23 protein-coding genes and 1 tRNA gene are annotated in these 25545 nt (G+C 31.7%); 11 read left to right on the forward strand and 13 right to left on the reverse strand.

From position 1 onward, the window contains the following. Positions 1 to 4: 4 nt before the first annotated feature. Positions 5 to 1354, forward strand: coding sequence for a TlpA family protein disulfide reductase (locus AC51AA_RS02565; RefSeq protein ID WP_500704183.1), 1350 nt, complete (start codon positions 5 to 7; stop codon positions 1352 to 1354). Between the two features lie 761 nt (positions 1355 to 2115). Here AC51AA_RS02565 and AC51AA_RS02570 read toward each other — a convergent pair. The 3 genes from AC51AA_RS02570 to AC51AA_RS02580 all read right to left on the reverse strand — a co-directional run bounded on the left by AC51AA_RS02570 (position 2116) and on the right by AC51AA_RS02580 (position 4508). Continuing rightward, positions 2116 to 2769 (reverse strand): hypothetical protein, encoded by a 654-nt coding sequence (locus AC51AA_RS02570; RefSeq protein WP_500704184.1) that lies wholly within the window; start codon positions 2767 to 2769, stop codon positions 2116 to 2118. Positions 2770 to 3184: 415 nt separating this feature from the next. Beyond that, positions 3185 to 3742 carry a DUF5683 domain-containing protein gene (locus AC51AA_RS02575; protein WP_500704185.1) on the reverse strand — a complete coding sequence of 186 codons (558 nt, stop codon included), beginning with the start codon at positions 3740 to 3742 and terminating at the stop codon, positions 3185 to 3187. A gap of 211 nt (positions 3743 to 3953) precedes the next feature. Further along, complete coding sequence (locus tag AC51AA_RS02580) at positions 3954 to 4508, reverse strand: toxin-antitoxin system YwqK family antitoxin (protein WP_500704186.1); 555 nt, start codon at positions 4506 to 4508, stop codon at positions 3954 to 3956. Between the two features lie 686 nt (positions 4509 to 5194). On the opposite strand from AC51AA_RS02580, the gene AC51AA_RS02585 reads away from it, so the two are divergent. The 6 genes from AC51AA_RS02585 to AC51AA_RS02610 all read left to right on the forward strand — a co-directional run bounded on the left by AC51AA_RS02585 (position 5195) and on the right by AC51AA_RS02610 (position 12759). Next, positions 5195 to 5392, forward strand: coding sequence for a recombinase family protein (locus AC51AA_RS02585; protein WP_500704187.1), 198 nt, complete (start codon positions 5195 to 5197; stop codon positions 5390 to 5392). 961 nt (positions 5393 to 6353) lie between these two features. Further along, positions 6354 to 7526, forward strand: coding sequence for an AAA-like domain-containing protein (locus AC51AA_RS02590; RefSeq protein WP_500704188.1), 1173 nt, complete (start codon positions 6354 to 6356; stop codon positions 7524 to 7526). Beyond that, positions 7526 to 9985 carry a tetratricopeptide repeat protein gene (locus AC51AA_RS02595; RefSeq protein ID WP_500704189.1) on the forward strand — a complete coding sequence of 820 codons (2460 nt, stop codon included), beginning with the start codon at positions 7526 to 7528 and terminating at the stop codon, positions 9983 to 9985. The genes AC51AA_RS02590 and AC51AA_RS02595 overlap by 1 nt, the downstream gene beginning before the upstream one ends. A 143-nt stretch (positions 9986 to 10128) precedes the next feature. Then, positions 10129 to 10299 (forward strand): hypothetical protein, encoded by a 171-nt coding sequence (locus AC51AA_RS02600; RefSeq protein WP_500704190.1) that lies wholly within the window; start codon positions 10129 to 10131, stop codon positions 10297 to 10299. Positions 10300 to 10881: 582 nt separating this feature from the next. Beyond that, the gene (locus AC51AA_RS02605) at positions 10882 to 11883 is read left to right on the forward strand and encodes a hypothetical protein (protein WP_500704191.1); all 1002 of its coding nucleotides are present in this window, start codon (positions 10882 to 10884) and stop codon (positions 11881 to 11883) included. A 3-nt stretch (positions 11884 to 11886) separates the two neighbouring features. Then, positions 11887 to 12759 carry an S-4TM family putative pore-forming effector gene (locus tag AC51AA_RS02610; protein ID WP_500704192.1) on the forward strand — a complete coding sequence of 291 codons (873 nt, stop codon included), beginning with the start codon at positions 11887 to 11889 and terminating at the stop codon, positions 12757 to 12759. 356 nt (positions 12760 to 13115) lie between these two features. Here the strand turns inward: AC51AA_RS02610 and AC51AA_RS02615 are convergent, their stop codons facing one another. From AC51AA_RS02615 to AC51AA_RS02625, 3 genes are all read right to left on the reverse strand, one after another. Beyond that, entirely contained in the window at positions 13116 to 13748 is a 633-nt protein-coding gene (locus AC51AA_RS02615) for a DUF5677 domain-containing protein (protein ID WP_500704193.1), read from the reverse strand. 502 nt (positions 13749 to 14250) lie between these two features. Then, positions 14251 to 15561 carry a nucleotide-binding domain-containing protein gene (locus AC51AA_RS02620; RefSeq protein ID WP_500704194.1) on the reverse strand — a complete coding sequence of 437 codons (1311 nt, stop codon included), beginning with the start codon at positions 15559 to 15561 and terminating at the stop codon, positions 14251 to 14253. Positions 15562 to 15563: 2 nt separating this feature from the next. Next, positions 15564 to 16121 (reverse strand): Pycsar system effector family protein, encoded by a 558-nt coding sequence (locus AC51AA_RS02625; RefSeq protein ID WP_500704195.1) that lies wholly within the window; start codon positions 16119 to 16121, stop codon positions 15564 to 15566. A 384-nt stretch (positions 16122 to 16505) separates the two neighbouring features. Between AC51AA_RS02625 and AC51AA_RS02630 the strand changes: the two genes are divergently transcribed. The 4 genes from AC51AA_RS02630 to AC51AA_RS02645 all read left to right on the forward strand — a co-directional run bounded on the left by AC51AA_RS02630 (position 16506) and on the right by AC51AA_RS02645 (position 17758). Further along, on the forward strand, positions 16506 to 16625 hold the full coding sequence (locus tag AC51AA_RS02630; protein ID WP_500704196.1) for a recombinase family protein: 120 nt from the start codon (positions 16506 to 16508) through the stop codon (positions 16623 to 16625). Between the two features lie 66 nt (positions 16626 to 16691). Continuing rightward, complete coding sequence (locus AC51AA_RS02635; protein WP_500704197.1) at positions 16692 to 17000, forward strand: recombinase family protein; 309 nt, start codon at positions 16692 to 16694, stop codon at positions 16998 to 17000. Beyond that, positions 16927 to 17553 (forward strand): hypothetical protein, encoded by a 627-nt coding sequence (locus AC51AA_RS02640; protein ID WP_500704198.1) that lies wholly within the window; start codon positions 16927 to 16929, stop codon positions 17551 to 17553. The genes AC51AA_RS02635 and AC51AA_RS02640 overlap by 74 nt, the downstream gene beginning before the upstream one ends. Beyond that, positions 17540 to 17758 (forward strand): PTS sugar transporter subunit IIBC, encoded by a 219-nt coding sequence (locus tag AC51AA_RS02645; RefSeq protein WP_500704199.1) that lies wholly within the window; start codon positions 17540 to 17542, stop codon positions 17756 to 17758. Before AC51AA_RS02640 ends, AC51AA_RS02645 begins: the two co-directional genes overlap by 14 nt. Positions 17759 to 17892: 134 nt before the next feature. Here AC51AA_RS02645 and AC51AA_RS02650 read toward each other — a convergent pair. The 7 genes from AC51AA_RS02650 to AC51AA_RS02680 form a co-directional block, all read right to left on the reverse strand. Continuing rightward, a tRNA-Arg gene (locus AC51AA_RS02650) sits at positions 17893 to 17966 on the reverse strand. Between the two features lie 488 nt (positions 17967 to 18454). Continuing rightward, entirely contained in the window at positions 18455 to 19306 is an 852-nt protein-coding gene (locus AC51AA_RS02655) for a sugar phosphate isomerase/epimerase family protein (RefSeq protein WP_500704200.1), read from the reverse strand. Between the two features lie 15 nt (positions 19307 to 19321). Continuing rightward, a complete protein-coding gene (locus tag AC51AA_RS02660) occupies positions 19322 to 20734 on the reverse strand; it encodes a carbohydrate porin (RefSeq protein WP_500704201.1) in 1413 nt (470 codons plus the stop codon). Further along, positions 20731 to 21993, reverse strand: a complete 1263-nt coding sequence (locus AC51AA_RS02665) for a sugar MFS transporter (protein ID WP_500704202.1) — start codon at positions 21991 to 21993, stop codon at positions 20731 to 20733. The genes AC51AA_RS02660 and AC51AA_RS02665 overlap by 4 nt, the downstream gene beginning before the upstream one ends. Before the next feature lie 30 nt (positions 21994 to 22023). After that, a complete protein-coding gene (locus AC51AA_RS02670) occupies positions 22024 to 22950 on the reverse strand; it encodes a carbohydrate kinase family protein (protein ID WP_500704203.1) in 927 nt (308 codons plus the stop codon). A gap of 51 nt (positions 22951 to 23001) precedes the next feature. After that, complete coding sequence (locus AC51AA_RS02675; protein WP_500704204.1) at positions 23002 to 24021, reverse strand: LacI family DNA-binding transcriptional regulator; 1020 nt, start codon at positions 24019 to 24021, stop codon at positions 23002 to 23004. 470 nt (positions 24022 to 24491) lie between these two features. Further along, the gene (locus AC51AA_RS02680; protein WP_500704205.1) at positions 24492 to 25508 is read right to left on the reverse strand and encodes an NAD-dependent epimerase/dehydratase family protein; all 1017 of its coding nucleotides are present in this window, start codon (positions 25506 to 25508) and stop codon (positions 24492 to 24494) included. Between the last annotated feature and the right edge of the window lie 37 nt (positions 25509 to 25545).

The raw sequence follows: 25545 nt of genomic DNA on the forward strand, positions 1-25545 counted from the left end.
TTAAATGCATAAAAAAATATTTTTTTTAGTTGGAGTGTTTGTATTATTTGGGTATGGATATAATAGCCAAAATGACAAATGGATTGTTGATATGAAGCAAGAAACAAACGATTCTATAATTCTTAATTTTAGTTATGTAAACCCAAACTTATATTCAATTGATAGAGTTCCTCTTTTTAAAGAAAAAACAATACGAAATTATACCGGAGTACCTATTAATGACTCTATAGCATATTATGTTAATAATGAGGAAGGTTTACAGTTTTATTGGGATTTGTATAAAGCGAATGAGTATAGTAAAAGTGATTTTTTGAAATTAGTTAAAGAGATTGATATAGATACTCTAAAGTTTTCCAAAAAACCTATAAAACAAGGTTTTGTTTCTATCGTTGGATTTTATAAAAACAAACAGTTTATTATTGCAGATGCCAATAGAAATCAAAGATTTGATGATGACGTTAAATATGAATTTGATATAAATTTCAGAAACCATGCATCAGATAGCTTGGATGTTTTAAATAAACTGCCTCTTACTGAATACAGCTATGAATTTTATCATAAAGGTAATATTCAAACTTATAAAAGAAAAATAATTTTATTTCCTAGCAAGTATCTGATACGTTACCAACAAAATGGAAAACAATTAGAATATCTATCAAGTTATAGATTCAAAGATTATTGGAAAGGAGAACAACTAATAAATAATAAGATTTACGAATTTTATTACCAAGCTCGTGACAACAATTTTGGAGCAATATATATTAAACCAAAAAATGTTCCTTTTAGTAAAGATGAATATTTTAACAACCAGTTTATGCACTATTCTAATGATACTATTGCAATTGGAGATGGTTATTTTAAAATAGATAGTATCAATAAAAATATATCAAAGCTATATTTAAGAAAAGTAAAAGAGAATAAAGGAAAATATGGGCAAGAAATCGGAAGCTATTTTAAAAACAGAGTTATTGAGGATTTAAATAATGGTCATTTTACTACAGACTCGATATTTAAAAAACGAAAATATACATTAATCGACTTTTGGGGTACTTGGTGTGTTCCTTGTCTAAAAATGAATCCAAAATTAGTAGAGCTCCAAAATAAATTCCCTACGAAATTAAGTATTATAAGTATAGCAAGTGATGTAGATAAAAAGAAAGTTAAAGAACATGTACTAAAAAATAGAATGAATTGGACACATGGATTTATAAACATGAATAAAAAAAGTTTACTTTTTAAGGATTTATCCATACAAGCATATCCGACTTATATTCTGCTAGATTCTAATGGGAAAATTTTAATGAGAGGAAGTAGTTTAAAAGAATTTGAGAAAATTGAAAATAGTATAAAATAATTTTTCATGAGCATTAATTCAAAGTCTCTTTTTCAGTATTTGGAAAAAGAAGGAATATAAGTTGATAAAAAGGAGTTTCTATTCCACATTGAATTGTATGATAGACAAGCTTTTTCTATGCATCAGGAATTTTAAGGTGCATTCATTATAAATTGCCTGAGGTGAGAAATCAGTTCACAAAAAGACATTCACTTCTACTGTCGAGAAAGTCTTTTTACATTACAATAGGTAGAGCCTCTTTGACAAAATGCCATGCTACATCATTTTATCAAACAGGCTGTGATTTAGTTTGTAAGGGATATTGGTCATCCCTTTGGTTGTTTTGTATGGAGTTCTTTTCTTTGTGAGAGGTTGACCAAAGAAAAGAAGCAAAAGAATTAGGGTTTTATCATATACTTTAAGATTAATATTTACTCAAATATTCTTGGGTAGACATATTGTTGGTTTTGACTTTATCTGGCATAGGAGTTTTCCAATAATCCAATCCCTGCGTTTTCTTCCATGTTAAAATCTCGGTTTAATGTTGTGGCTATCTTTTAAGTCTTTAAAAATGCGGTTAGAAGGCTTTTTTTTGCACTCCTGGAAGTTTTCTAGCTTGTGCTAATCAATAAAGATATACTACTTCTTTGATTTTTTGTCTAAAATTTATATGGATAATCTCTCCTTTCTTCCCTAACATCTATCCAAGTCAGCGTATTGCGTTCAGACCATCTTGTTTGCTACCATTTAAACAATGACTTTCTGGTTAAGAATATTTAAGCTTAAGCTTTTTTCTTTTTTAAATTAAAATAATAATTAAAACCAAGACCTATAGTCCATTTCGTAGTAACTGTACTTTTATTCTCATTAAGTTTATTAATAGCTTTCCCCAGTTCAGTTCCTTGAAGATCTAAAATAAAACACAAAGAATCAGGGTTGTTATCAGATAGATCAAAATTATAACCAATTCCAATACCAAAAGATTTGCTCCACTCCTTAACAATTTTTCGCTGATTCGTAATTAAATTGCCCGTATTGGAAAAAGTGCTAAAATTTCCATGTGCTTCCATATTTGAAATTAAAAACTTAGGAAGAATTACAAAATAAGAATCAAGTTCTTCTATATTGCCTAATATTATTTTAGGGCAAATACTAAAATTAACAGAAGTCACGGATCTAGTATACTCTTCAGTAATCCTATTATTCTCATCTCTTTTTGTAAAATCTTGTAAAGCACCAATTATCCCGCTAATTTCTATTTCCGGCCTAACATGTTTATGTAATCTAAACTCTCCACCAGATTTAAAATTTAAAAAAACTGAATTGGAAAAATCTGTGTGAATAAAAGTTGCAATACCAATATAAGACCTAACTACTTGGGCATTAGTCCACGTAAAACAAAATAGAAATATGATTGCTATAACTTTTTTTTTCATATTTGGGTTTGAATTAGTCGTCTCAAAGATAATATTATAACAATGCAAACAAATTAAAAAGATATATTTTCTTACAACAATAAAAGTTTGGTTTTTAGGGGCAATATGAGATTTAAATTTGTACTAAATCATTAATTAACCACTATGTTTCATCAATGTAGTTGACACTTTCCTGACACTGAAAAAAAGTATGTAGGTTGAAAAGTTAAGGATTGGTTTTATAATCTAAGTCTTTTTTCAACTTGCAGAGTTAGTAGGACACTGACCTTTTTAGATTTCACATGGCAGTTTTGAAATTAGAATAAGGCTTGTTTTTATTATTGGCTTGTGTTAGTGTACCTTACTACAAGCAATTATGACAAATTAATCGATAAATTTCTGATAGTAGTGGTGTACAATTCGTATCCAATTATAACTAGAATTGATAAGTGCACTTAAATCCTAAACTTGTACTAGCAATTTGATTAGATTCGATAATAGGCATGAAAGACAATTGCTCATTTACATTAAACTGTGATAAGGCGGCGTCGATATTTGCATCAATTATATTCAAAACATAAAACCCTACTACAAACAAAGCAGATAAATCTCTATTTCTTTGAAATTGTTTTTGAGCATTTATTAATTGACTTTCAGTTAATCTATTTAAAGATACTTGATCGCTTGTATATCCTTCGAGTCTTCTTTTATATTCATCTCGATAAATGTTATAATTCTTTTGACTATCTATATAAAAATAAAGACTGGTCCCTATTGCGCCATATACAAGAGGCATTTTCCAATATTTCTTATTATATGCTTGCCCCAATCCGGGTAAGATCGCAGAATAAAAGGCTGCCTTGGCAGGTCGCAGGGGATCAATAGGTTTATACTGTAAAGTATCATTTGTAATAATGTTATTTTTATTTTGTGCCATTAGAGGATTTAAACTAATATTTGCAAAAAAGAGTAAGAAAAGAAAGTGTTTTATCATTAAGATTTTTTAACGTGAACTTTGATTAGAATTTAGAGTTTGGCAATTTTTGAGTTAGCAAAGAAACTGCATTTTTATTATAAAACTGCTTTTATTGGTAGTAGATGTAAGAAAAGTTATTATGAAAAATGTTCTGTAAATTTAAAAGCGCTAGTTTATTTTTGGAAATAACTATTCAACTCTCATTTTTAATAGGGTGTATTAGGAGCCATTATTTTTTAATTATTCCATTTTCAAAATTTACAACATCTACGAGATTTCCGCTTATATTATATGAGTTTAAACTTCCATTCCCACTTTTTAATGTCCCTTTTTGTAAAACTTTACCATTCCCATCAAAACATGAGATAATTTCCATTAGTTTTCCATTTTCGTAAAGTCTTTCTGTAAAAATATTTCCATTAGAATGATACCATAGCCATGTTCCAATCATTTTACCTGATGATAAACTTCCAATTCCTTCTTTATTACCGTTATCATGAAAAAAAAGCCATTGACCATCTTGTTTACCTTCTTTAAATTTTCCAATTTGCCATAATGTTCCATTTTCATGATAATTTTTCCAAAGACCTACCTCTTTATTATTTTTGAACGAGCCAATTTCATAGATTTTTCCACTTTTATAATAATTTCTCCATTGACCATTTTTTAAATTTTTGACAACTCTAAATTTAGCTTCTAATTCGCCAGTTTCATAGTAGGTTCTGGTTGTATTACAGGAAGTTAATGAAACAAACATTAAAATAATTAGAAGAATTTTTCTCATTGTTTTTATAGATATTGGAGTTTATGCCTACTAATTACTAGCTAGTTTAATGTTGTATATTTCTATTGTACTAATTGGTTATCAAATTTGTAATGTTCTTGATTACCATGAACAAAATTTTATCAGAACTCTTTATTTAGGCTTTCAAAATTGAAATAGAATTAACAGACAAACTTAATGAGAATGATTTAAAATTAAGTACGGAAACCCGTAAAGTAAGTTTTAAGTGTTAGGGTGATGTTTATTTTAGGATTACTGCTATTACGTCGATCACAACAGGAATTAGATCACTTAAAGAAACCTGATTTATTTCCTGAATAAAAAGTACACTTTGATGCGGAATCGTGGAGTATTTCAGTCGGAATAAATGAATATCATAGTGTTTAAATATTGGAGGAGAAAATGCATTATCAAGTCAAGCTAGAAATAAGCTTCCAATTAGTGACAAATAACCTCAGTAAATATTTTAAAAGCATTTAAAAAATAATTTTCCTCTATAATTTTTTAAAGTTAAATGTTATAGAGAAAGATATTGACTACAGTGAATCTAAATTGACAACTGAAAGGGTTTTACAGATGTTAAGGTAAGAGGGCCTAGATGTAACTCATGAACAAGCAGAGCAAATTTTGGATTTCCTGATAAAAATTGCTAATATAGTCGTGTTGAAGCATTTAATGGGTACAAGATGAGCAGGGTAGCAGATTTATATGTAAGGGTTAGTACAGATGTGCAGGCTGAGAAGGGGTTTTCACAACGTAATCAGGAGGAAATGCTGCGAAAATATTGTGTTATTAATCATATAGTGATACGAAACGTTATTTATGAAGATCATTCAGCAAAAACTTTCAATAGGCCACAATGCAAAAATTTCTGGGTAATGTGAAAAAATATAAAAACAAAATTAATCTAGTTCTTTTTATTAAATGAGACAGGTTTGTCGTAATGCTGGAGACGCTTATCAAATGATAAATCTGTTAAGAAAACTTGACTAGAGTCCCAAGGCATATAGTAGCCACTCGATTTGGGTGTCCCTAAAACAAGTTGATTTTCGTATTTTATCTTTCTGCACCTGAAGTTGAGATCGAAGTTAGAAATGTAAAATTCTTCGTTTTAGACTATCTAATATATATGCTTGATTTTTGCTGTTCCACAGGTTTTTGTATTGATCCGAATTTAGGTTGTAATCCAGGTATAAAAAAATAAATCCCTATATATCAAATATATAGGGATTTTAGTGACCCTTACTGAACAATTTACAAACCATTTTATGAATGATTTAAGGAAATTGGCTTATTTTTCTATCCATTTGTAAGATAATTATCTTTAATTTTTGTTCCGAAGCGGTTTGTTTGTATTGTTGGGGTTTAATGTTAAAAAATCTTAAGAATGTGATTTCACTAATTCAATAATGAAGCTATTACTTATAATTAAATCAGATTATATGTCTTAAGTATTTAAACGAAGAATCTTAATCAGTTTTTAGTAAAATTAAATAATAGTAGTGAGATTATTCAGGTCAAAATGCGATAATCATTTTTGTTAATTTTCGATGTAGATAGATACGTTTAAGCTCAGTTGGTAATTGTGGTTCTTGTGATGTCAATAATTGGTTTATTTCGAAAACTAATTAGCTAATTCTTAACTATAATATAAAACAGGCTATAAATGAAGATTTGTAATCTTTACAGTTCAGGGATTTAAACTATAGAAAATGATTTAATTATTCTTTAGTAATGTTGTTGATTTAATAGTCGTAAAAGAGGATTTGTAACTATAAATTTATATATACAAATTTGCATATATGCAAATTTGTATATATATTTGTATATGTAAAATTTAAAGTCATGATAAATAATATAACAGGCTCTCCAGTGGAAGGAAGTAATTTCTTTGGGCGAGAAAAAGATTTAGAATATATATGGAAACACATTCAAAAAGGGAATTCAGTAATACTTTCCGCTCCAAGAAGAGTTGGTAAATCCTCTTTAGCAAAAAAAATAATACAGCAGGCTAAAGATGCCGGGTGGAATACATTGGAAATAAATTTAGAAGAAATTAAGTCCGAAGAGGGATTTTTAAGAGTTTTTATAACAGAATTACAAAATCAGGACTGGTGGGAAAAGACAAAAAACAAATCATCTGCAATAATTGAAAATTTATTATCTGGCTTCAAGATGTCAGGAGAGGCATTTGGTGTAAAAGCTAGTTTTGAATATCAGAAAGGCAAAGAAGATTCTTATGATAGTTTAAAGAAGCTACTAAATCATGGAGAGGATACATTGATAATGGTAGATGAAGTAACCGTTTTGTTAAATAGCTTTATCGAAAGTGATCCCGTTAATGGAAAGAGAAATGCCGAGTTTTTTTTGAATTGGCTGCGCAGTTTTCGACAGACTTCAGGAACTAAAATTCGCTGGATATTTTGCAGTTCTGTAGGCATTGATAATTTTACAAGTCAACATCAGCTGAGCCATACTTTTAATGATGTTGATCCTTATCCAATTGGTGCATTTAAAAGAGATAAGGCAAAACAATTACTACAAGAGCTTGGTAAATCTGATAACATGGTATTACTAGATGAAATAATTGAATATAAATTAGATAAGTTAGGCTGGTTACTACCTTATTTTATACAGATTTTGTTTTTTAAATTTTTTCATTTAATAGAAGTCGAGGGGCGAGAAATTAAAATTGGAACCGTCGATGAAGCTTACAACTTATTATTAAATGAAAAGCATCTTAATACTTGGGAAGAAAGACTAAAAGAGTACAAAGAACTAGAGGATTATGCTCGTAAATTATTAAAACGACTTTCTAATATTCCAGAAGGGGAAAGCAGAAATGTACTGCTGTCTTTTTTAAACTCAATAATTAATGATCAAGAAAAAGCAGAAGGTATATTAAGTCAACTGATATATATGTTAAAAAATGATGGTTATTTAATTGAAGAAAATTCTAAATATAGTTTTCGCTCTCCTCTCTTAAGAGATTTTTGGTATAATAGATTTTCGAAATAATGGATAAAATTAAACACATATCATTAAGCCAATTAGGCTTATATAATCCACAGAGATTGGATGATGAAACAGTAGAAAGTTTATTTGTTGTAAGGCAAAAATATTTTCAATTATTAATGGATAAAATTAATAAAGAAAAGCCTAATAGTATTCCGCAGCACCATTTGTTTATTGGTCAAAGAGGAATGGGAAAAAGTACTTTATTAAAAAGATTGGAAGTAGAACTAAGAAAACAGAACTCAACATTTATTCCGTTACTTTTTCCGGAAGAACAATACAACTTAAATAAACTCTCTGAATTTTGGTTAAATAGTTTAGACGCGATGGCTGATGTTTTGGAGTTGCTAAGGCGAAAAGAGGAAGTTCAGTTAATTGATTCAAAAGTTAAAGAACTTGAAAACATCAAAAATGATGAAGATTTAGCTAAACAAGCTTTTCAATTTTTGATAGAAATGTCAAAAAAAATTAATAAAAGAGCAGTATTGTTAATTGACAACATGAGTTTTATTTTTGACAGACTTGATAAAAATGAGCAGCACGTTCTGCGTGCTTGGCTAATGCAGAATGATGCGCCAATTCTTATTGGAGCAAGTGCAGTAGAAATTGAAGATACCTTTGATTATGGAGCCCCATTTTATGATGCATTTCAAATTAGCTATTTAAACAAATTAAGTTTTGAAGAACTTTTAGAAGTTTTGAATAATTTGGCAAAAATCACCAATGCGCAGGAAGTTATAATAAATATCCACGAAGAAATAGCACGCTTAAAGACTATACATCAGCTTACGGGAGGAAATCCAAGAACAGCTGTAATGCTTTTTAAAATTATTGTAAAAGGATTTTCAAAAGAAATCAATGATGATTTAGAAGCGCTACTTGATGAAATAACACCATTATATAAAGCTAGATTTGAAGAATTATCTGTTCAAATGCAAATAATCGTGGATGCAATCGCTTTAAATTGGGATCCAATAAATCTGGAACAATTAAGAAGCGAGACTAGATTAGAGAATAATCAGCTTTCGCCTCAATTAAAGCGATTAGTAGAATTAGGGTGGATTGAAAAATTAGATGCATACAAATCTAAAGGTAATGCTTATCAAATTAGTGAGCGTTTTTTTAATATTTGGTTTCTAATGCGTCGAAGCAGCAGAAGACAAAAAAAAGAACTTTATTGCCTCTCTAAATTTTTAGAAACTTTTTATGGAGACGATCTTCATTCCGTTGCAATTAAGAGTTTATCAAGAGAAAGCAGAAGTCTTAATGATATTACTTATAAATTGGCATTAGCAGAAGTAGTGAAAGATATAGACTTAAAAAATCAGCTTAAAGATAAATGTCAGAAAGATTTAAGAGATGAAGCGAAAGAAAACTCCAGCATATATGAGCAGTTTGGCTTGGAAAGAGATCCAAATGTAGAGAGTCAAAACCATCAAACGTATTTAGAACTTGAAAAGCACTTCCTAGAGTTTACTACTAAAGAGAAAACTAATGCAGAAGCTTGGTATAATTTAGCGTTTACCTATCAACATTTAAATAAAAATCAAGATGCTAAAAATGCGTATCTAAAAGCAATCGAATTAAATGGCAAATTGGGAGCCGCCTGGAATAATTTAGGAAACATCTACTGGCATGAATTCTTGCTTAAGGATAAGGCAGAGGAAGCTTATTTAAAAGCCATAGAAATTAATAAAACTTCAATTGACCCACTTTTTAATTTAGCATTATTCTATCATTCAGAATTAGAAAAGTACGAAGAAGCTGAAAAACTTTACTTGAATGTCATTAAGCTCAATGCAAATGATTCAGAAGCCTGGTATAATTTAGGGACTTTATACCTTCTTAATCTACAAGATTATGAAAAAGCATTGAAATCCTATTTAAAAGCAATTGAACTTGATCAAAATAATCCACTTGCTTGGAATGTTTTAGGGAATTTATATCTTGACCATTCGCAGGATTATCAAAAGGCCGAGAAGGCATATAAAAAAGCAATTGAATTAGATCCCGGTGCAAATTCACCAAAATATAATTTAGTTTTTTTGTATAGGGATAAAATGGATAAGGTTGTTGAGGCGCAGAAGTACTTTAGTAAATTAGAAATTGATAAAAAAGCCGCGGATAGTTACTGGCTGAATAAAACCTTATTTGAACTATATAAAAGAAATGAAGGTACTGCGGGAGAACACCTTGAAAATGCATTTAATGAAGTAGAACAATGTCTTCCTCTTTTAACCCAAGATGACTGGTGGCGTTTCGGTGCGGTTGTAATTAAATTAGGATACGGTAATTGGCTTACAAATATCCTTGAATCTAAAGGATTGAATATTATATTAGCACCTTATTATACAGCCATTAAAGCATTGACAGAAAAGGATATTGAAGGTTATTTAAACAGCAGAGCTGTTGAAATACGAGAACCAGCAAGAAAGATATTGCAGATAATGAAAAAATATTAAAAAACACTTGCTACAGGAGATTTACGAAGTAGACTTATTTAAACATTGCTTTGAATTTGGAAAGTTTAGGTAAATCCGAAAATTAAGTTCAATCTAACTCAAAAACTCTTCTAGAGACTAGCGTTAGCAAAAATTATAAAAAAATGAATTTCACAAAAGAGCAATTACTTGCAATAAATGAACTAACCCAATATATTGTTGATTTTGATAATTATTTTGGCGATTATAAAGATGAGTTTGTATTTACAGATGAAAGAGTAAAAGAAATAATTGATAATAACGAAGATTCCGATCGCGCAGATCAATTTACATAACGATCGCGCAGATTTGTAATCTGTGCCCGCAAAGCAATTCCGCATTAATGAGCATAGTTTTACAGCATAAAAAAAAAGCTCATTTCATTTTGAAATGAGCTTTTTTTGTGATCTCAACGGGACAAATTTCCATAAATTTTATTGAGGATTTGAAGAGATTGGCTCAATACATGGAGTGCACGTCTTTGTTTGGTATTGTAAATTTGGTCTAGATGTCCTGTTGGGGATTGAGGGAAAATTATGGAGTAATTCCTATTTGTTTGATACTCTTTTAGTTTTTTATAAAGTTTTACACTATAATCGTATCTTTTTATTATTAACATTTAGTAGGCAGTGATTGGCGGCGTTTAGCTATATGATCACAAGAAAACGGTTGCAATAGCTAATCTAAAAATTATTTGATACAGTTTAGAAACAGGTATTTATATTGGATGTGTTTTTTTATTTAAAAACTAATTTGCCGCTTAAAATGTGCAATTATGGAAAACCATAAAATATCTTAAGAAGAGTTTTATATGTTTGGCAAAAGTGACATCAATTATCAAAAAATATCATGAATTTATAACAGATTAATTATTAAGTATGGCAACAACAGTCAATAATGCTTTTGATACATTTATGAAAGATATTGTTCGTTTGGATAACGATCGAAATAATGTAGCCAAGAAAAGTAAAAATAATTTGGTTGCAGAGATAGAAAAGTTCCCAAATGATGGAAAATTTCTAGACTTTTATACTGATTATATGAGTATTGATTACGGTTCTTTCTCACGTAAGACCAAAATAAGACCTTTGGATGACATTGATTTAATGATTGTGTTACATGCAAAAGGTAACTGGAGAGAAGAAATTGAAGTAGGTTATAGAATTCGAGTCAAACAAGAAGCTAATAAACAATTGGCACTCTGTAATCCTGGAACTGACGTACTCAATTCTATAAAGGTTATCAATAAATTTAAAGAATACTTAGCAAATGTTCATTCGTATAAGAAAGCAGATATTAAAAGAAATCAAGAAGCTATAACTTTAGAGTTAAACTCCTACGAATGGGTATATGATATTGTTCCATGCTTTTTAACAGCTCCCGATCTCGGTAAGACATTTTTCCTAATTCCAGATGGAACTGGAAATTGGAAAGCTACTGATCCTAGAATTGATAAGGAAAGAACTTTAAAAATTAATAATAAACAACAAATCTCTGTTCTTGACGCAATCCGAATTATGAAATACTGGACTAAACGCCGTACGGCATCTACGATGGGGTCTTATTTTCTTGAATGTATGATTTTAAATTATTATGATGCTGTAAATGTCACTAGTACTATATACATTGACCGGGAATTACCTAATTTGTTTGCATATGTATATAATCAAATACACAAAACTTTGTATGACCCTAAAGGATTTCAAGGTGACCTAAATACACTAAATTTGACCGAAAGAAATTCAATCCAAGAAAGAGCAGAACTGGACTATAATCGTTCTAAAGAAGCAATTGATTTAGAAACTAACGGAAAGCAAAAAGAATCTATCGAAAAATGGAGAGAAATTTTTGGTCCTGAATTTCCAACTTATACAAATTAAAAAATGAATACAATAAAAAAAAATCAGGAATTGCCTCAAAATTTACTATTACTGAAAGCGCAAAGGGTAATATATGCTACTGCTAAAAAAATATATAGATGGCAGCTTACTGTTACAATTATTGTAGTAGTCATTTTAAACTTTCTGAAGCTAAATCAAAAGAACTTTACTGATATTGACTTAACATCTTATATAGCTTTAGTTTCTGTCTCTATAACTTTAATTGATTTACTTTTTTTATCAGGTTATTTATCAAAGTTTAAAACAAACGGTGCAAAAGTTCAAGAATTATTTGACTGCCGTATATACAATATGGAATGGAATGAAACAAATAGTGGAGATATGCCCGAAAACTGGGTTATAGAAGAAGCTGAAAAGAATTATGTCCATAATCCCAAAGCTCCCGTGACTAATTGGTATCATATTGATCTTGATAATCTAAAAGAGGAGGAGGCAATACTCCGTTGTCAAGAAACAAATTTGGAGTATGATCGAAAGTTGAGATTTCATTTCAAAAATGATTGTATAATAATATGTTTAGTAATTGTCGTCAGTTCTTTTATCATAGCGACAATAGTTAATGCTTCATTAAAAGGTTACCTAACTAATTTTATTGCACCTACCTTACCTTTAATTGTAATTTTAATAAAACTAATTTTAGACAATCAAAAAGCAGTTAAATCATTGGAAGAAGTAAGGAAAGCAGCTAGAAAACTTCGTAACTCAGAGAATCCAACAATGAATCAGTTAAGACAAGTGCAGGATAAGTTGTATTGCAGTAGAAAGGACAGCACATTGATACCTGAGAATTATTATCAATATCGCAGAACAAAATTGGAAGAATCAACAAAAAGTAATGTTGCAAAACAATTATAAAATACCACTTTTGCATTGTAGAGTATGCTTGAAATTAAACCGTAGTGCAAACTAAATATAAAGAAAAACTATTCATTCAAGAGTCAGCAGGTTTAATTTCTAAGTTGGATCCATTTTATTGAAAACTGATCTTCAATGGATGTTTCAGCAAATGTATTTGTAATAGGTGAAAAAACGCAATCTTTAATTTGTTATAAAGCTGCATATTTTTCTACTAATTTTTTAGAATTAGTTTTTGCAAACTTCATTTCCCATAATTCTGTAACAGTCTCAATAAGGTTAGCCAAAAAATAAGAATTATATTTGATTACTAATGAAAGTATTATAATATCAACATTAGATCGCTGGTCGACTCCTTATGTATAAACTAAGTTTGTAATTGCTGTCGGTGATGAATGTGTATGAACTGACATAAGTTTATAATACGCTTTAAAATCGGGTAAATTTATTCCACGTTTTTCGGCAATTTCGAATTGTGTTAATATTGTACTTTTTTTTCCATTCACTATTAAATTCATTGAGTTTTTATCTAATAATTGAAAATTTGGATTATTCTCAATTTTGATTTTGTATTCATTCTTTTTTTTATTCAGATAATTTGCACTTTCATTTTCAAAAAGTAGTTGATTAAATATGATCTCGATTGAAATATAATCGTGATATTTTAAAATATCTGTTCTAAGTTCAAATTCAAGGTCTGAATTTTTTTCTGCAATTAAATACCAAAATATATTGGAAGTTTCTATCAAATTTCGCGACAACGATAGAATTGAAGATACATCTAAATATTTTTCATTTTCAGTTGAATATTTATTTTCTGGAATAAGTTTAAGAATTGAGAAACAATTGTCAATTATTTTGGCGAGATAATGAGTAGATCGAGTCTTTCTTTCATCATGGACATACAAACCGCCAAAATGCTGAGATAAATCGCAGCCAATCTCTGTCAAAACTATAAAATCATCTAATACAGTTTTTATTTCTTTCAAAATTATTTCTTTTTAATGTTAATATGAAATTGTAAAATAATAGCAGTTAACATGTCTTCTCATTCTTTAAAACAAGTTAAGCATTGATAATCAATGTTTTAAATACAATTGTGGAATATTTGATTTCCACATCTTACATTCAGACAAGATATTATAGATTCGATCATCAATTTTTTCTTCCGCATAAACATCAATCTCTATTATCCTTCAGACAGAGTCAATTTTTTTCTCAATTTCTACATTGAAATTTGATTGTTTTAATATTACTCCAACTTTATTCTGCAAATCTTTCCAATCATGGGGATCCTCAGTTATATTCATTGTTTTTTGCATTTTAGGTTATATACTTAATCTTATGAATTGAAAAACACACTTTTAAATCTAATGAATTAAAAATAAGTTTTGTATTTTCTTAAGAAAATCAAATTCACATTGCATTTGATTTCAACTTTTTTATACGAGTTATAGTTAGAGTAAAAAAGGAAAATCAGAAGAAGGAAATTTAGTGTACAAATAAAGGGAAGGTCACTTTTTCAGTGTTCAGGTGACCTCTAGTAATTTTACATTCGATATAATGATGCCCAAGAAAGGCAGCATCTACTGAACATTCTGTCATATTGTCGAAATAATTATCGAAATTTAAGTTCAATTGTTTAAGATCTTCCGCTTCTTTACCTGAGTTTCGTCCAAACCATTCTATTTTTTCAAAATCTAATTTTATATAGGATCTCTCATTTTTCAACAATTTAAAATGAATTTTTTTTCCTCTTGGAATTGATGTTGAATTAGGATAATATCTCTGCATACCTGACCTGTCTTCGTTGGATATAAAACATTGTAAAGTTATTTCTTTCTCTTTAATTTCTAAAGATTCGGAAGCGCTTACTTTAGATATAAAAGGCAGAGAGTGCAAATATTCTCTCCAGTTGAAAACAAAAAAGGGGTAGGTCAGATTAGAAGTTATTTCATAGACCATTTCTTTGTTTTGTGAGTTTTGATAAAACGAATAGAATTCTTTTTTTAAATCGAGTAGTTTTTTAATATTATAGCCAATTAAAATACAGTTATCATCAGCTTTCGCTTGAAGTTTAGCCGCCATATCAGTATGTAAACTCGTAGTTGTAAGTTCCTCACATCCTGCGATTCCATAATATGACCATAAAACTTTTTCATCTTCGCCATAATCAATTCCTGCTCTAATTTTAAGAGGCTTTAATTCATACTGAGTCATAATCTTTGATAGTTCGACCGAAACGAATTGTGTTAAAACAGAAACTGCATTAAGAGCATTTATTACAGCATCATTTGGAGTTTGGTCTCTTCTTACAAACTGGAGAAAAATTCCATCACCCTGAAGCCTATGAACATGACCTCCAAATTGATTAGCAACTTGAATTGCTAAAGTCAGAAGCGAATCTTTTATAAGTCTGACTTCCAGTAAAGTGTATTTGTCAATTAATCGTGTTGACCCTTTTATGTCTACAAATGCTGAGACACAATGATGAGTAAGGTAATCAGTGTTGGTTAGAGTAGAAAAATCCGGATGTGAACCAATTGTTATAGTTGAAAAAGCATCTTTATTTTCTCCGAAATATTTTTTTAAATATTCTTTGTCATAATTAAATAGCACTTTAGGACCGTCTATTGGAGTGGGCATATTTAGACTGTTAGAGTAGGATCTTTCATTGATAGCAACAACATTTTGGGTACTAAAAAAAACAGTTTGCCGACCTTTCATTAATTCAGGTGTGATTTTAACTTTTTTAGACAATACGGCTTCAAAATCTTCTTTATAATTTTCGAATAAGTTCATAATTAAAATAATATGATAAATAATAATAAAATAGCGATTAATATCAGTTCAGCATATATGCATTTCATGGCCGTTTCCAAATTTTTATATTTGGTCTGGAGTCCTTTAGCTAAGTAAAATGCCTGATTGGACATGTCATGTTCAACATTTAAATCAGTCTGCTTTAAAAATGATTTTCGAAAATTCTCTGGGTTTTTAAATTCTGATACAGAGTTAAAGAAAATATGGGAGTGATATCCGTCACTGCTTGAATTTCCAGATAAAATAAAAGGATAAACAGATTTTAAAATAAAGACCATGGCAGAGATACAAAGAAGCGTTAGTAATACAATTCCAATATCAAAAAAAATAGTGTAACCGCAACCAATTAAATCTTTAACCTTGGAATAGTTAGCCACTATTGCACCGATTAAAAAAGTATTCATGGCAAGAAGAAAATTTCCTTTGGTATTTGCCCCTGTAATATAAATATCAAATCGCTGTATTATAAATTTGGAATGATCTCGTTCATTTGTCATTTGTACTGGTATCTTTTGTGGATCTTCAGGTTTGGTTTTCATAATGGGTAATATTAAATTAGTTAATAATAGGAATTAAGGCAAAATTGGCTTTTTAAAGATTAGTGATCTTACGGAAATCCATAATCCATTAGAAATTGGCGTAGGCAAGTGTAATCAAAAATAAAAATTAACCAATAAGTAATTATACGTGTTTTACAAGAACTCTTACAACACAGTATAAAATTTTGATTTCAATTCTTTCTAGGCTAGAATAAGTAGGAGATTACGTTGCTTTCTGTTTACTTTATTGCTGAAGAATTTTCCAATGAGTAGATAATCTTTTTATTGTGTATGACGTTTTACTTAATACTGTATGAAATACTTTTTAATTAATTATTTCATTTGTATAAAATATTCATTAGAAAATCAAATACCTTAAATTATATGAAGTCAGCCTATTTATACGTTCGTGTAAGTACGGACGAACAAAAAAGAAAAGGTTACTCCTTGCCAGAACAGGAGGACAGACTACTGAAGTATTGTAAATATAAAATGGGCTTTTAATCAAGTTGCCAAGAACGATCATAAAATATCCGAAATAATTAAAATAGTTAATGATAAAGGATTAGTATGCTCAAGGTCACACTTTTCAGGATTTTACATAATCCTGTTTATTGCGGGCTTATTCCAGTCACACTAGATTCTGGTGAAGAGTATATGGTAAAAGCATTACACGAGCCATTGATATCTGAGTCTTTGTTTAATCAGATTCAGTCTGTTATTAATATAAGAAGAAAAACTACTTCAAAAAGAGATGATTTACAATCAATGTTTTTTCTTAGAGGTTTTTTAACCTGTCCTGGTTGTGATCGAAAACTGGGCGGAAGTTTTTCAAATGGGAGATCAAAAAAAAAAATATCCATATTATCATTGCCATAATGGTTGTAGAACAAGGATAAATGCAAGATTTCTTAATGATTGCTATGAAAATAAGCTTCAACAATTGGTTCTTTCAAATAACGTTATAGAATTATTTAAAGGAATTTTGGAAGACCGAAATATAAAGACACAGAAAGCAAGTTATTTATATGCTCAAAAAGTATTAGAGAGGAAAATAAATGAGGAGAAGCTGACCCTTTCTCGAGGCAGAAAAGGGTTTATAGCTGGAATATTAAAAATTGATGACTATAACGAATTAAAAAAAGAGAATCAAGTCAGCACCAAAAACCTTAAAAAGGAAGCGCGTGATATTACTGTTAAATTAAAAGCTTATGATAGAAAAAATCAAATAGAAGAAAAAGCATTAGTTGAAATCTTTCAAAGATTTTCTGAATTTGAGACTTCAGATAAAAGACATCTTGTAAATCTTATTCCGCCGACTGATATTGATTTTAAAACAGGAGATCTATCTTTAGATTTAAATCTAGCATTTTTAAAAATACTATCAAAAAAAAGAAACCGAAAAACTAATAGAAAAAATGAATTTCATTGAGAGGACTGTTTCAGTAGAGAAAGCCGTTATTATTCTTTCCAAGAACAGCATTCAGGTAGATGAGAAAGAAACTAAAATTATTTTGGAGTTATTATATTTATTATCAAAAAATTACGATAAACCAAAAGAGAAAAAAAACTATATCCTTAACGGGATTTCGAACCATCGTTCAGCTTCGATTAAATCTCTAATAGCGCCACTTTAGGACTGTTTATTTCAAACAGTCTAAAAATTCCCTGTGAAAAAATTGAACCGTAAATGTTAGGCTGTAGAGGCTTGAAAAACCTACAAATTTGTGTATAAAAAAAGAGACAACTATTTGCTAGTTGTCTCCTTAAGTGACCTCGACTGGATTCAAACCAGTAACCTCTTGAGCCGTAATCAAGTGCGCTATTCAGTTGCGCCACGAGGCCATTTCTTAATCTTTCTACATTAGGCTAATTTTTTCAGCTTTAATGTGTGTTGATTGCGGGTGCAAAGATAGACATAAAAATGAAACACACAAGTCTAATAAGGGATATAATCTGTTTAATTTTTATGTGTTATTGTTATTGTATTGATAATGTACAAGTTGGTTGAAATAGTAAATAAGATCTATTTCTTTCGAAAAATCACGTAGAGCAAGTTCGTTCTTTTTTATGATGGATTTCTGTTTCGAATCTTAGAAAATAACGACCATTCTAAGTACAACAAAATAAAACCTAATGAAAAAGCAATGAGCCCGATACAATATCGAGCTCATTAATATCAAACGTAATTATAAATCCGTTTAACATTTTGGGTGTGGTCTATTTGTTTTTGGAGATTTTTAGTTCATATTACTACACACCTGCTGTTAAAAAAAATGTAGAAACTGCTACAGATAGGTATATTTGATGTTGACCATCACAGCATTTTTTAGTTAATAACTAAAATCAGCGTACTTATGTTTAAGAAAATCAAGACTCCCTATGGCTAATTCGTCGGCATCGTGTAAGGAGTTCTGCCATAAAGAAACGGCTTGTTGCATGCCGGGAACGGAGGAAGAAAAATTCTCTAGGACAAGATTACCTTCAAAATCAATCTCTTTTAGGGCTTTAAAGAGCTCATCCCAGTTTATAGTTCCTTCTCCTGGCATGCCTCGGTTACTCTCAGTAATATGCATATGTTTTAGTAATTTGCCTGATGCTATTACAGGATCATAAAAATTATTTTCTTCAATATTCATATGAAAAGTATCAAGATGAACTGCCAGATTTGGCATGTTTGTTTTTTCAATGAGTGCTAAAACATTTGCAGCCGTATTACAGATATAACTTTCATAACGATTTATGGGCTCTATCCCAATTGTTATTCCAAGTTTTTGTGCATAAACGGCAGCTTGTTCCCATACTTCTACAATAATATTTTTTTCATTATCAGTAACGGGCTTTCCTGTAAATACACCAATACCGCCATGTAATACACCTCCTAAAAAAACGGAATCCAAAGTAGCTGTTTTATCCAGAGCTTTGCAAATTAAGGTTAAAGCTTCTTTGGGATAAAAGGGAATATGTGCTTCTTTGGGAAGATTGAGAGAACAGACGACATCAAGGTTATTTTTCCTAAGTTGTTTTTTTACCGCTTGTGCATCAAATTCCATACTATTAGGCAAAAGGATTTCGATGAGATCAAAACCGTTTTGAGCCGTTTTTTCTATAGCATATTGTCCGGCTTCGGCGGTCCACAAAGGCGGTATCCAAGAAAGGAGCGAAGCCCCGAATTTTATTTTCATAGTATTGTTTTTAAGTTAAAATACCCACCACTCTGAGCGTACACCAAAGTAAGTCCCAATCCTTTTTTGTCCGGCTTGTTGTAAAAACGGGGAATACATGGCATTTTTTGCATAATCATTATAACGCGATACTTCGGCGATAAATCTTATATGTGGCCGTGCCCATGGACTGCGTTCGGCAGTAGGTACAATAGTAGGGGCAAGGGCAAATTTGACCAAGGAAGCAGTTGGGTTGTCACTATCTTTTCGCGCTGTGTAATGAAGCTCAGAGACCAGATGAAACCAATTAGTAAGATAATAAATTAGTCTGGTACCTACCGCGAGATCCGTTTTATAATTGTAGATGGACCTGTTATAAAAGTCTAGAGCCTTACCGCTGGTGTCAGCTCCCCCTTTACTTTGGGTGTAAACAGCATAAGGATTAATACTGATCCTGTCTGAAAGATTGAGCATCAGATGTTCTACCATGGTTAGGGAATAAGCACCTTTATAGGTTTGGTCTTCCAAACTTGGCGCACCAAAAGTACGCCAAGTTTGTGTATTGCCATTGTCACCGCCATTAGCAATACCCGTTCCATAACGAATAGCGAATTGGTTAAAAGATCCCTTTTTACTTGTTTGAAGTTCGGAGTTTATTTTAATTCCTGCTACGAATCCATGATCAGCGGGAAAGGCTGGATTGGCATTTTTGTGTACCTCTGGGACATGATGGTATTCGGCCAGTAATTTTATAAGGTGTTTTTTTGATATCGTAAAACTATGCTCGGCTACGATAACTTCGCGCTGTCGATAGGTAAGGTTCTTACTTCCTGATATAATATTAGAATACGAATAAGGAGGTGTAACACTGGCTGATGTTGTATCTATGGCTGCAGGGAAAAACATAGAGAAGGACGAGTTCTTATATTTTATACCAAACCCTTGTGAGGAATGATCATCAAAATAAAAATAGTCAGCAATGTGCACATCATCATAACGCATGTATCTTGCTCCAGCCCATACAGTCCATGGACTTCCTGCAATATTACGAGCTTCCACAAAAGCTTCGGGTAAACTAACAATCATACCGTCCGTAGAGCCCGAGTTTACATTTCCCAAAAATGTACCATTGGAGGAGTAAAAAGCAAGTCTTACCTGAAAATCAATTTCCGTACTGTCTTTATTGGCCGTGACAGGCATAAAATGAAAGGATGGAAGCAAGTCTACATAATCACCTTGATCCATTCTTCCTCCGAGGGAACCCTGATTCAAAAGGTTTAATTGACGCCCTGTATGGCCTTCAATATTAGGAGAATACCCAAATCCTATTCTTCCTGTAGTTCCAAAGGAGAAATTTTTATTTTTGATGACAATCTGACTTGTTACCGAGAGCGTATACAGTAGTAAAACAGCCGTAGTTATAGACTTGCAAAAAGCATTGGATATCATAGACTGATTTCATTTAGAACTTTAGTTGGGATACCTAATGTTTTGGGTTTGTAATATTTTGTAGCAAATAAGAGGATCACTAGATAACAAACAATAGGCAACAAGTAAGCATAAGCAATGTTGGTATTGGCCACAAATCCCATAATAGGAGGGAATACCGCACCACCAAACATAGCCATAACTAAAAAAGAAGAGGCTTGTTCAGTTTTGGTTCCTAATTTTTTCAGACCAAGACTAAAAATAGTGGGATACATAACACTTAAAAAGAAATTCAACATAATTAGTGCTGCGAAAGATACCCATCCAAAACTTTGAGAAATAACAATACAAAGGACCATATTACAAATGCTATATAAGGCCAATAGTTTATTAGGAGCGACATAACGCATTAAAAAAGTTCCTATAAAACGCCCCACCATCATCATGGCCATACTTAGTGAAAAATAGTAAGCAACCTGATTATCTGCAAGCCCCGTTTTTTCTACTCCATAATTAATAAAATAAGCCCATGTACCCCCTTGTGCGCCAATGTTAAAAAATTGGGCGGCTACGGCCCACATAAAATGACGCTGACGGTATAAAGGAGCATTTGTTATTACATCAGGATGCTGCAAGTCAGTGGTGTTTTTTCCATGCTCACTGTGAGGATCTTTTAATGAAGGTACTTTTACAAACCAGAAAGCAAGTGCAATAGTAAGAATTACGGCTCCAATGATCATGTATAATGTTTTAACCGATTCCAGACCTTCAGTCCCTTTGGTATTGAGTATAAAAAAACCACCTAAGAGAGGTCCAATAATAGCACCTAATCCGTTAAATGATTGAGCGAAATTAATACGTTGATCGCTAGTACGTTCATCACCTAATGATGCCACAAAAGGATGTGCAACGGTTTCAAGAGTAGCAAGACCCGATGCGAGTATAAATAAAGCTACTCTGAAATAAGTAAAAGATTCGTTTTGTGCTGCGGGTATAAATAAAAATGCGCCAAGAGCATAAAGCAGCAGCCCTAGTAGTACACCTTTTTTATAACCATATCTTTTCATGAAAAGTCCTGCGGGAATGCCCATAACGGCATAAGCGCCAAAAATAGATAATTGTACCAATCCCGATTCTGATTTACTAATGTGCAATACATTCTGAAAATGTTTATTAAGTACATCACCCATGGTAATGGCAATGGCCCAAAATAGAAACAATGAGGTTACAAATATGAAGGTAATGGTGTATTTTTTCTCGGTAAATTTAGCTTGTGACATGTTTATAGCGATTATTTTGTGGTTAGTTGTTTAAAGTTGAAGGCAAGCCATTTCATTCTCATGTCGAAAAGCTTCAAAATCATTTAGGTTATAAGAAGGGCAGGCTCCTTCTTTAGAGGTAATAAAACCGCCCAAAGCGGTAGCCTGTTTCATGATTTCCTGCGGATTTGAATTGGTTATTCGTCTAGAAAGAAATCCTGCTAAAAAGGCATCTCCACTTCCTACCGTGTCGGCTATTTTTACAGGTACGGCGGGAGCTTGATAATGATGCTCTCCATTATAATAGATAGCGCCTTTGCTGCCTTTACTGATCAATACTTCTTTAATATTAAAAGTGTCTTGTATATAACGAATACTGTCGTCCTCGGTCAAATAATCTTTAGCTAAAAAATCTAAAATAAGCCTAAGTTCTGCTTTATTCATTTTGACAAGATCGGCCTTGAAAAGTAGTTCTTTAAGAACAGGAAGCAAATAGAAAGGAGGTCTTAAATTGACATCGAATACTTTAAATTTGGCAATTTCCAAAAGCTCAAAAAGGGTGTTACGTGATACTTCACCTCTGGTGATAAGACTTCCAAAAACAAAAGCATCAGCATCACGCACTTTGTTGATGTAATCCTCTTTGAATTCGATAAAATCCCAAGCAACCGGTTTGATAATATCATAATGAGCTTCATTGTGCTCGTCTATACTAGCAATTACAGTTCCGGTAGGGTATAGGTGATCTATTTGGGTATTTTCAGTCGAAATATTCCAATTGTTAAGTTGCTTCATAAGGTCGCTTCCGAGTTCATCATCTCCAATACGGCTTATCATATGGGCATCAATTCCCATTCTCATTAGATTGTAAGCCACATTAAAAGGAGCTCCGCCAGCGCGTGCTCCAGAGGGAAAGATATCCCATAATACTTCTCCATAACAATATATAGATGACTTGGTTGGTGTTTGTTGTTTCATAATTAATACAGGTTAAACGTTTAAGCAAATTAATAAATAAAAAAAGTGTGGTTAATTTCTAAGTTGTGAAGAATCCTTAATATGCATTTGGGCATCTAGTACAATGCTTTGAAAAGGCAGTAAGGGATCTGTAATTTTATTGTGTAGCAGTTCTACAGCAGCAATCCCAATATCGGTTAAGGGCTGGCTTACATAAGACAAGGGTACACTAAAGAGTTCATAGGCTTCGGTCTCATCAAAAGCCACAACTGCAACATCAGCTGGAATAGCTACGCCCAATTTCATAAGTTTTTTCAAGCCAGATATGGCCAGTTTATTACTGGTAAAAAAAACAGCATCAGGTTTAGCATCTGATTCAAACAAATTGCTAAAACCATTGTCAATACCCTGATCTATATGATCTTTATGAATAGTCAGTATATTACTGCTGGAAAATTGTAAATTATTTTTTATTAAGGCATCTTTAAATCCCTCAGTTCTTTGAATCAAATGATCCAACATCGTTTCATAAGCCACCAGAAGTATGTTTTTACGTTTCTGCTCTATAAGATGCTCCGTAACTTGATAACTGATTTCATAATTATTGATTCGAATGTTGTCAGCTTGTATCTTTGGGAGGTAACGATCTATGAAAACAAAAGGTATATTTTGCTTTTGTAATTTTAGCAGACAAGCTTGGGAATTTTCAACAGGCGCAATAATCAAACCCTCGGCCTGGCGATGGTAAAACATGTTAATAAGGCTTTCAAATTTCTCTTTATTTTCGTCAGAACTTCCAATAATGAGTGTGTACCCTTTTTTATTGGCTTCGTTTTCAATTATTCGTGCTATTTGCGAGAAGTAAGGATTCGCAATATCGGCCACAATTAATCCGATGATGTTCGTACGTTGTGTTTTTAGATTTTTGGCCGCTATGTTGGCACGATAGTTAAGTTCTTCGGCTGCTTTAGTGACTTTATCTGCAGTTTCTTTCCCGATGCGGCTTCCTACTTTATTATTAAGCACATAAGAGACTGAGGCGATAGATACCCCTGCTTTTAATGCTACATCTTTTATGGAAACTTTTTTCACTATAACGTTTTCTTGAGGGCAAATATAATAAAGTTAAACGTTTAAGCAAATTTTTTGATAATTTTTTCGAATAATTTTTATGCATTACATTAATTAAAGGGTAAAAATAGTTGGATATGTAAAAAAAATAGGTAAAAAATTAAATGTTTCGCATACGTTAAAGACTACAATTTGAAATTGTACTTTCAAATTATAGCCAACGTACTAGTTTAATTAATAGGTTCAGGTATAAAAAAGGGGGGGGTAAGGCGGGAGTCAAGTGGAGAAAGAAAAATTGATATGTACGGGTACTTTGACCATTGGAAGGCCAAAGTAAATTTATTGATTCTTGTAAGCTATTTAAAAGAGGAGCAGCCCCGATTTGGTACAGCTGGTATGTCAAAGCAAAGTAAGTGAAAAGGGTAAAAGCTTACTTTAATTTACTTCAGTCCTAGCTTGTACAAAATCGATGTTAACTGCTTGTCTTTCTGTTATTGGCGCAAATATTTCTCGTTTTCTAGTAAGTACACCATCGCCTCTTTAACAGCTTGTGTGGAGTTTTTAGGATTAAAGCCCAATTCTTTCCTTGCTTTTGAGATATCAAAGTCTTGTTGAAGTCCTGAAAACATGGCAATATCTTTGGTACTCAACAAAGGAGCTTTACCATTTATCCGACTTCCAATTTCCATGAACCAAGCAATTGTAAATAACATCGATCTTGGAACTGTCATAGGAAGTTTTATTTTTAAGTTTGGAAATAACTCCTGTGCAATTTGAGTGGTCTCTTTTATGGAGGTACACTTTTCATTTGCTAATATATAACGTTCTCCATTTTTTCCTTTTGTGGCTGCTAGATAACAGCCTTGGGCGACATCCTTTACATCAATCCAATTTAAAGTAATCTTTGTTTCGACGGGTATTTGCTTGTTCAGGATTAAAGAGATAATATTATAAGAAACACTTAAAGGTCTAAAAGCTGTGCTGCCAATCATTGCAGATGGTAAAACGGCAACCAACTCTATCTTGTGCTTTTTAGCCAGTTCAAAAGCTAACTTTTCACCGTCATTTTTTGAATTGTAATACATGTCCCTTCGGTCAGGATTTTGACCATAGCTTTCTTTGGTAGGTAGCTTTGAATAATTTAGAGCTGCAATAGAACTGACGTACACGATTCGTTTTACGCCCGCTTCCGCTGCGGCTTCAACCATATTTCTTGTGCCTTCAAGATTGACATCATAAATTTCTTTTTTCGGGTCTTTGGCCCACAGTTTAAAGACAGCTCCAACGGCATAAAAGGTTTCTACACCTTGTAAAGCTTTTACAAGGGATTGTTTGTCGGAAATATCGGATTGAACTACCTCGCAATTTAAACCAAGAAAAGGTTCTTTGTTTTTGATGTTGCGAACCGAAGCTCTTACTGGAATGCCTTTACTAATAAGTAATCTAATCAAGTTGTTGCCAAGGTGCCCATTTGCACCTGTAACCAATGCTAAATTTTTCTGTGCCATTTTATTGTTTTATTAGGACACAAAGTTGCGAAGTGAT

Source organism: Flavobacterium sp. OHVDL-2026-0007, from assembly GCF_059882335.1.

What these genes read in the sequence shown, in the direction of transcription:
- AC51AA_RS02565 (WP_500704183.1), top strand. Translation starts at nt 5, where the DNA reads ATGCATAAAAAAATATTTTTTTTAGTTGGAGTGTTTGTATTATTTGGG.
- AC51AA_RS02570 (WP_500704184.1), bottom strand. Translation starts at nt 2,769, where the DNA reads ATGAAAAAAAAAGTTATAGCAATCATATTTCTATTTTGTTTTACGTGG.
- AC51AA_RS02575 (WP_500704185.1), bottom strand. Translation starts at nt 3,742, where the DNA reads ATGATAAAACACTTTCTTTTCTTACTCTTTTTTGCAAATATTAGTTTA.
- AC51AA_RS02580 (WP_500704186.1), bottom strand. Translation starts at nt 4,508, where the DNA reads ATGAGAAAAATTCTTCTAATTATTTTAATGTTTGTTTCATTAACTTCC.
- AC51AA_RS02585 (WP_500704187.1), top strand. Translation starts at nt 5,195, where the DNA reads ATGAGCAGGGTAGCAGATTTATATGTAAGGGTTAGTACAGATGTGCAG.
- AC51AA_RS02590 (WP_500704188.1), top strand. Translation starts at nt 6,354, where the DNA reads ATGATAAATAATATAACAGGCTCTCCAGTGGAAGGAAGTAATTTCTTT.
- AC51AA_RS02595 (WP_500704189.1), top strand. Translation starts at nt 7,526, where the DNA reads ATGGATAAAATTAAACACATATCATTAAGCCAATTAGGCTTATATAAT.
- AC51AA_RS02600 (WP_500704190.1), top strand. Translation starts at nt 10,129, where the DNA reads ATGAATTTCACAAAAGAGCAATTACTTGCAATAAATGAACTAACCCAA.
- AC51AA_RS02605 (WP_500704191.1), top strand. Translation starts at nt 10,882, where the DNA reads ATGGCAACAACAGTCAATAATGCTTTTGATACATTTATGAAAGATATT.
- AC51AA_RS02610 (WP_500704192.1), top strand. Translation starts at nt 11,887, where the DNA reads ATGAATACAATAAAAAAAAATCAGGAATTGCCTCAAAATTTACTATTA.
- AC51AA_RS02620 (WP_500704194.1), bottom strand. Translation starts at nt 15,561, where the DNA reads ATGAACTTATTCGAAAATTATAAAGAAGATTTTGAAGCCGTATTGTCT.
- AC51AA_RS02625 (WP_500704195.1), bottom strand. Translation starts at nt 16,121, where the DNA reads ATGAAAACCAAACCTGAAGATCCACAAAAGATACCAGTACAAATGACA.
- AC51AA_RS02630 (WP_500704196.1), top strand. Translation starts at nt 16,506, where the DNA reads ATGAAGTCAGCCTATTTATACGTTCGTGTAAGTACGGACGAACAAAAA.
- AC51AA_RS02635 (WP_500704197.1), top strand. Translation starts at nt 16,692, where the DNA reads ATGCTCAAGGTCACACTTTTCAGGATTTTACATAATCCTGTTTATTGC.
- AC51AA_RS02645 (WP_500704199.1), top strand. Translation starts at nt 17,540, where the DNA reads ATGAATTTCATTGAGAGGACTGTTTCAGTAGAGAAAGCCGTTATTATT.
- AC51AA_RS02655 (WP_500704200.1), bottom strand. Translation starts at nt 19,306, where the DNA reads ATGAAAATAAAATTCGGGGCTTCGCTCCTTTCTTGGATACCGCCTTTG.
- AC51AA_RS02660 (WP_500704201.1), bottom strand. Translation starts at nt 20,734, where the DNA reads ATGATATCCAATGCTTTTTGCAAGTCTATAACTACGGCTGTTTTACTA.
- AC51AA_RS02665 (WP_500704202.1), bottom strand. Translation starts at nt 21,993, where the DNA reads ATGTCACAAGCTAAATTTACCGAGAAAAAATACACCATTACCTTCATA.
- AC51AA_RS02670 (WP_500704203.1), bottom strand. Translation starts at nt 22,950, where the DNA reads ATGAAACAACAAACACCAACCAAGTCATCTATATATTGTTATGGAGAA.
- AC51AA_RS02680 (WP_500704205.1), bottom strand. Translation starts at nt 25,508, where the DNA reads ATGGCACAGAAAAATTTAGCATTGGTTACAGGTGCAAATGGGCACCTT.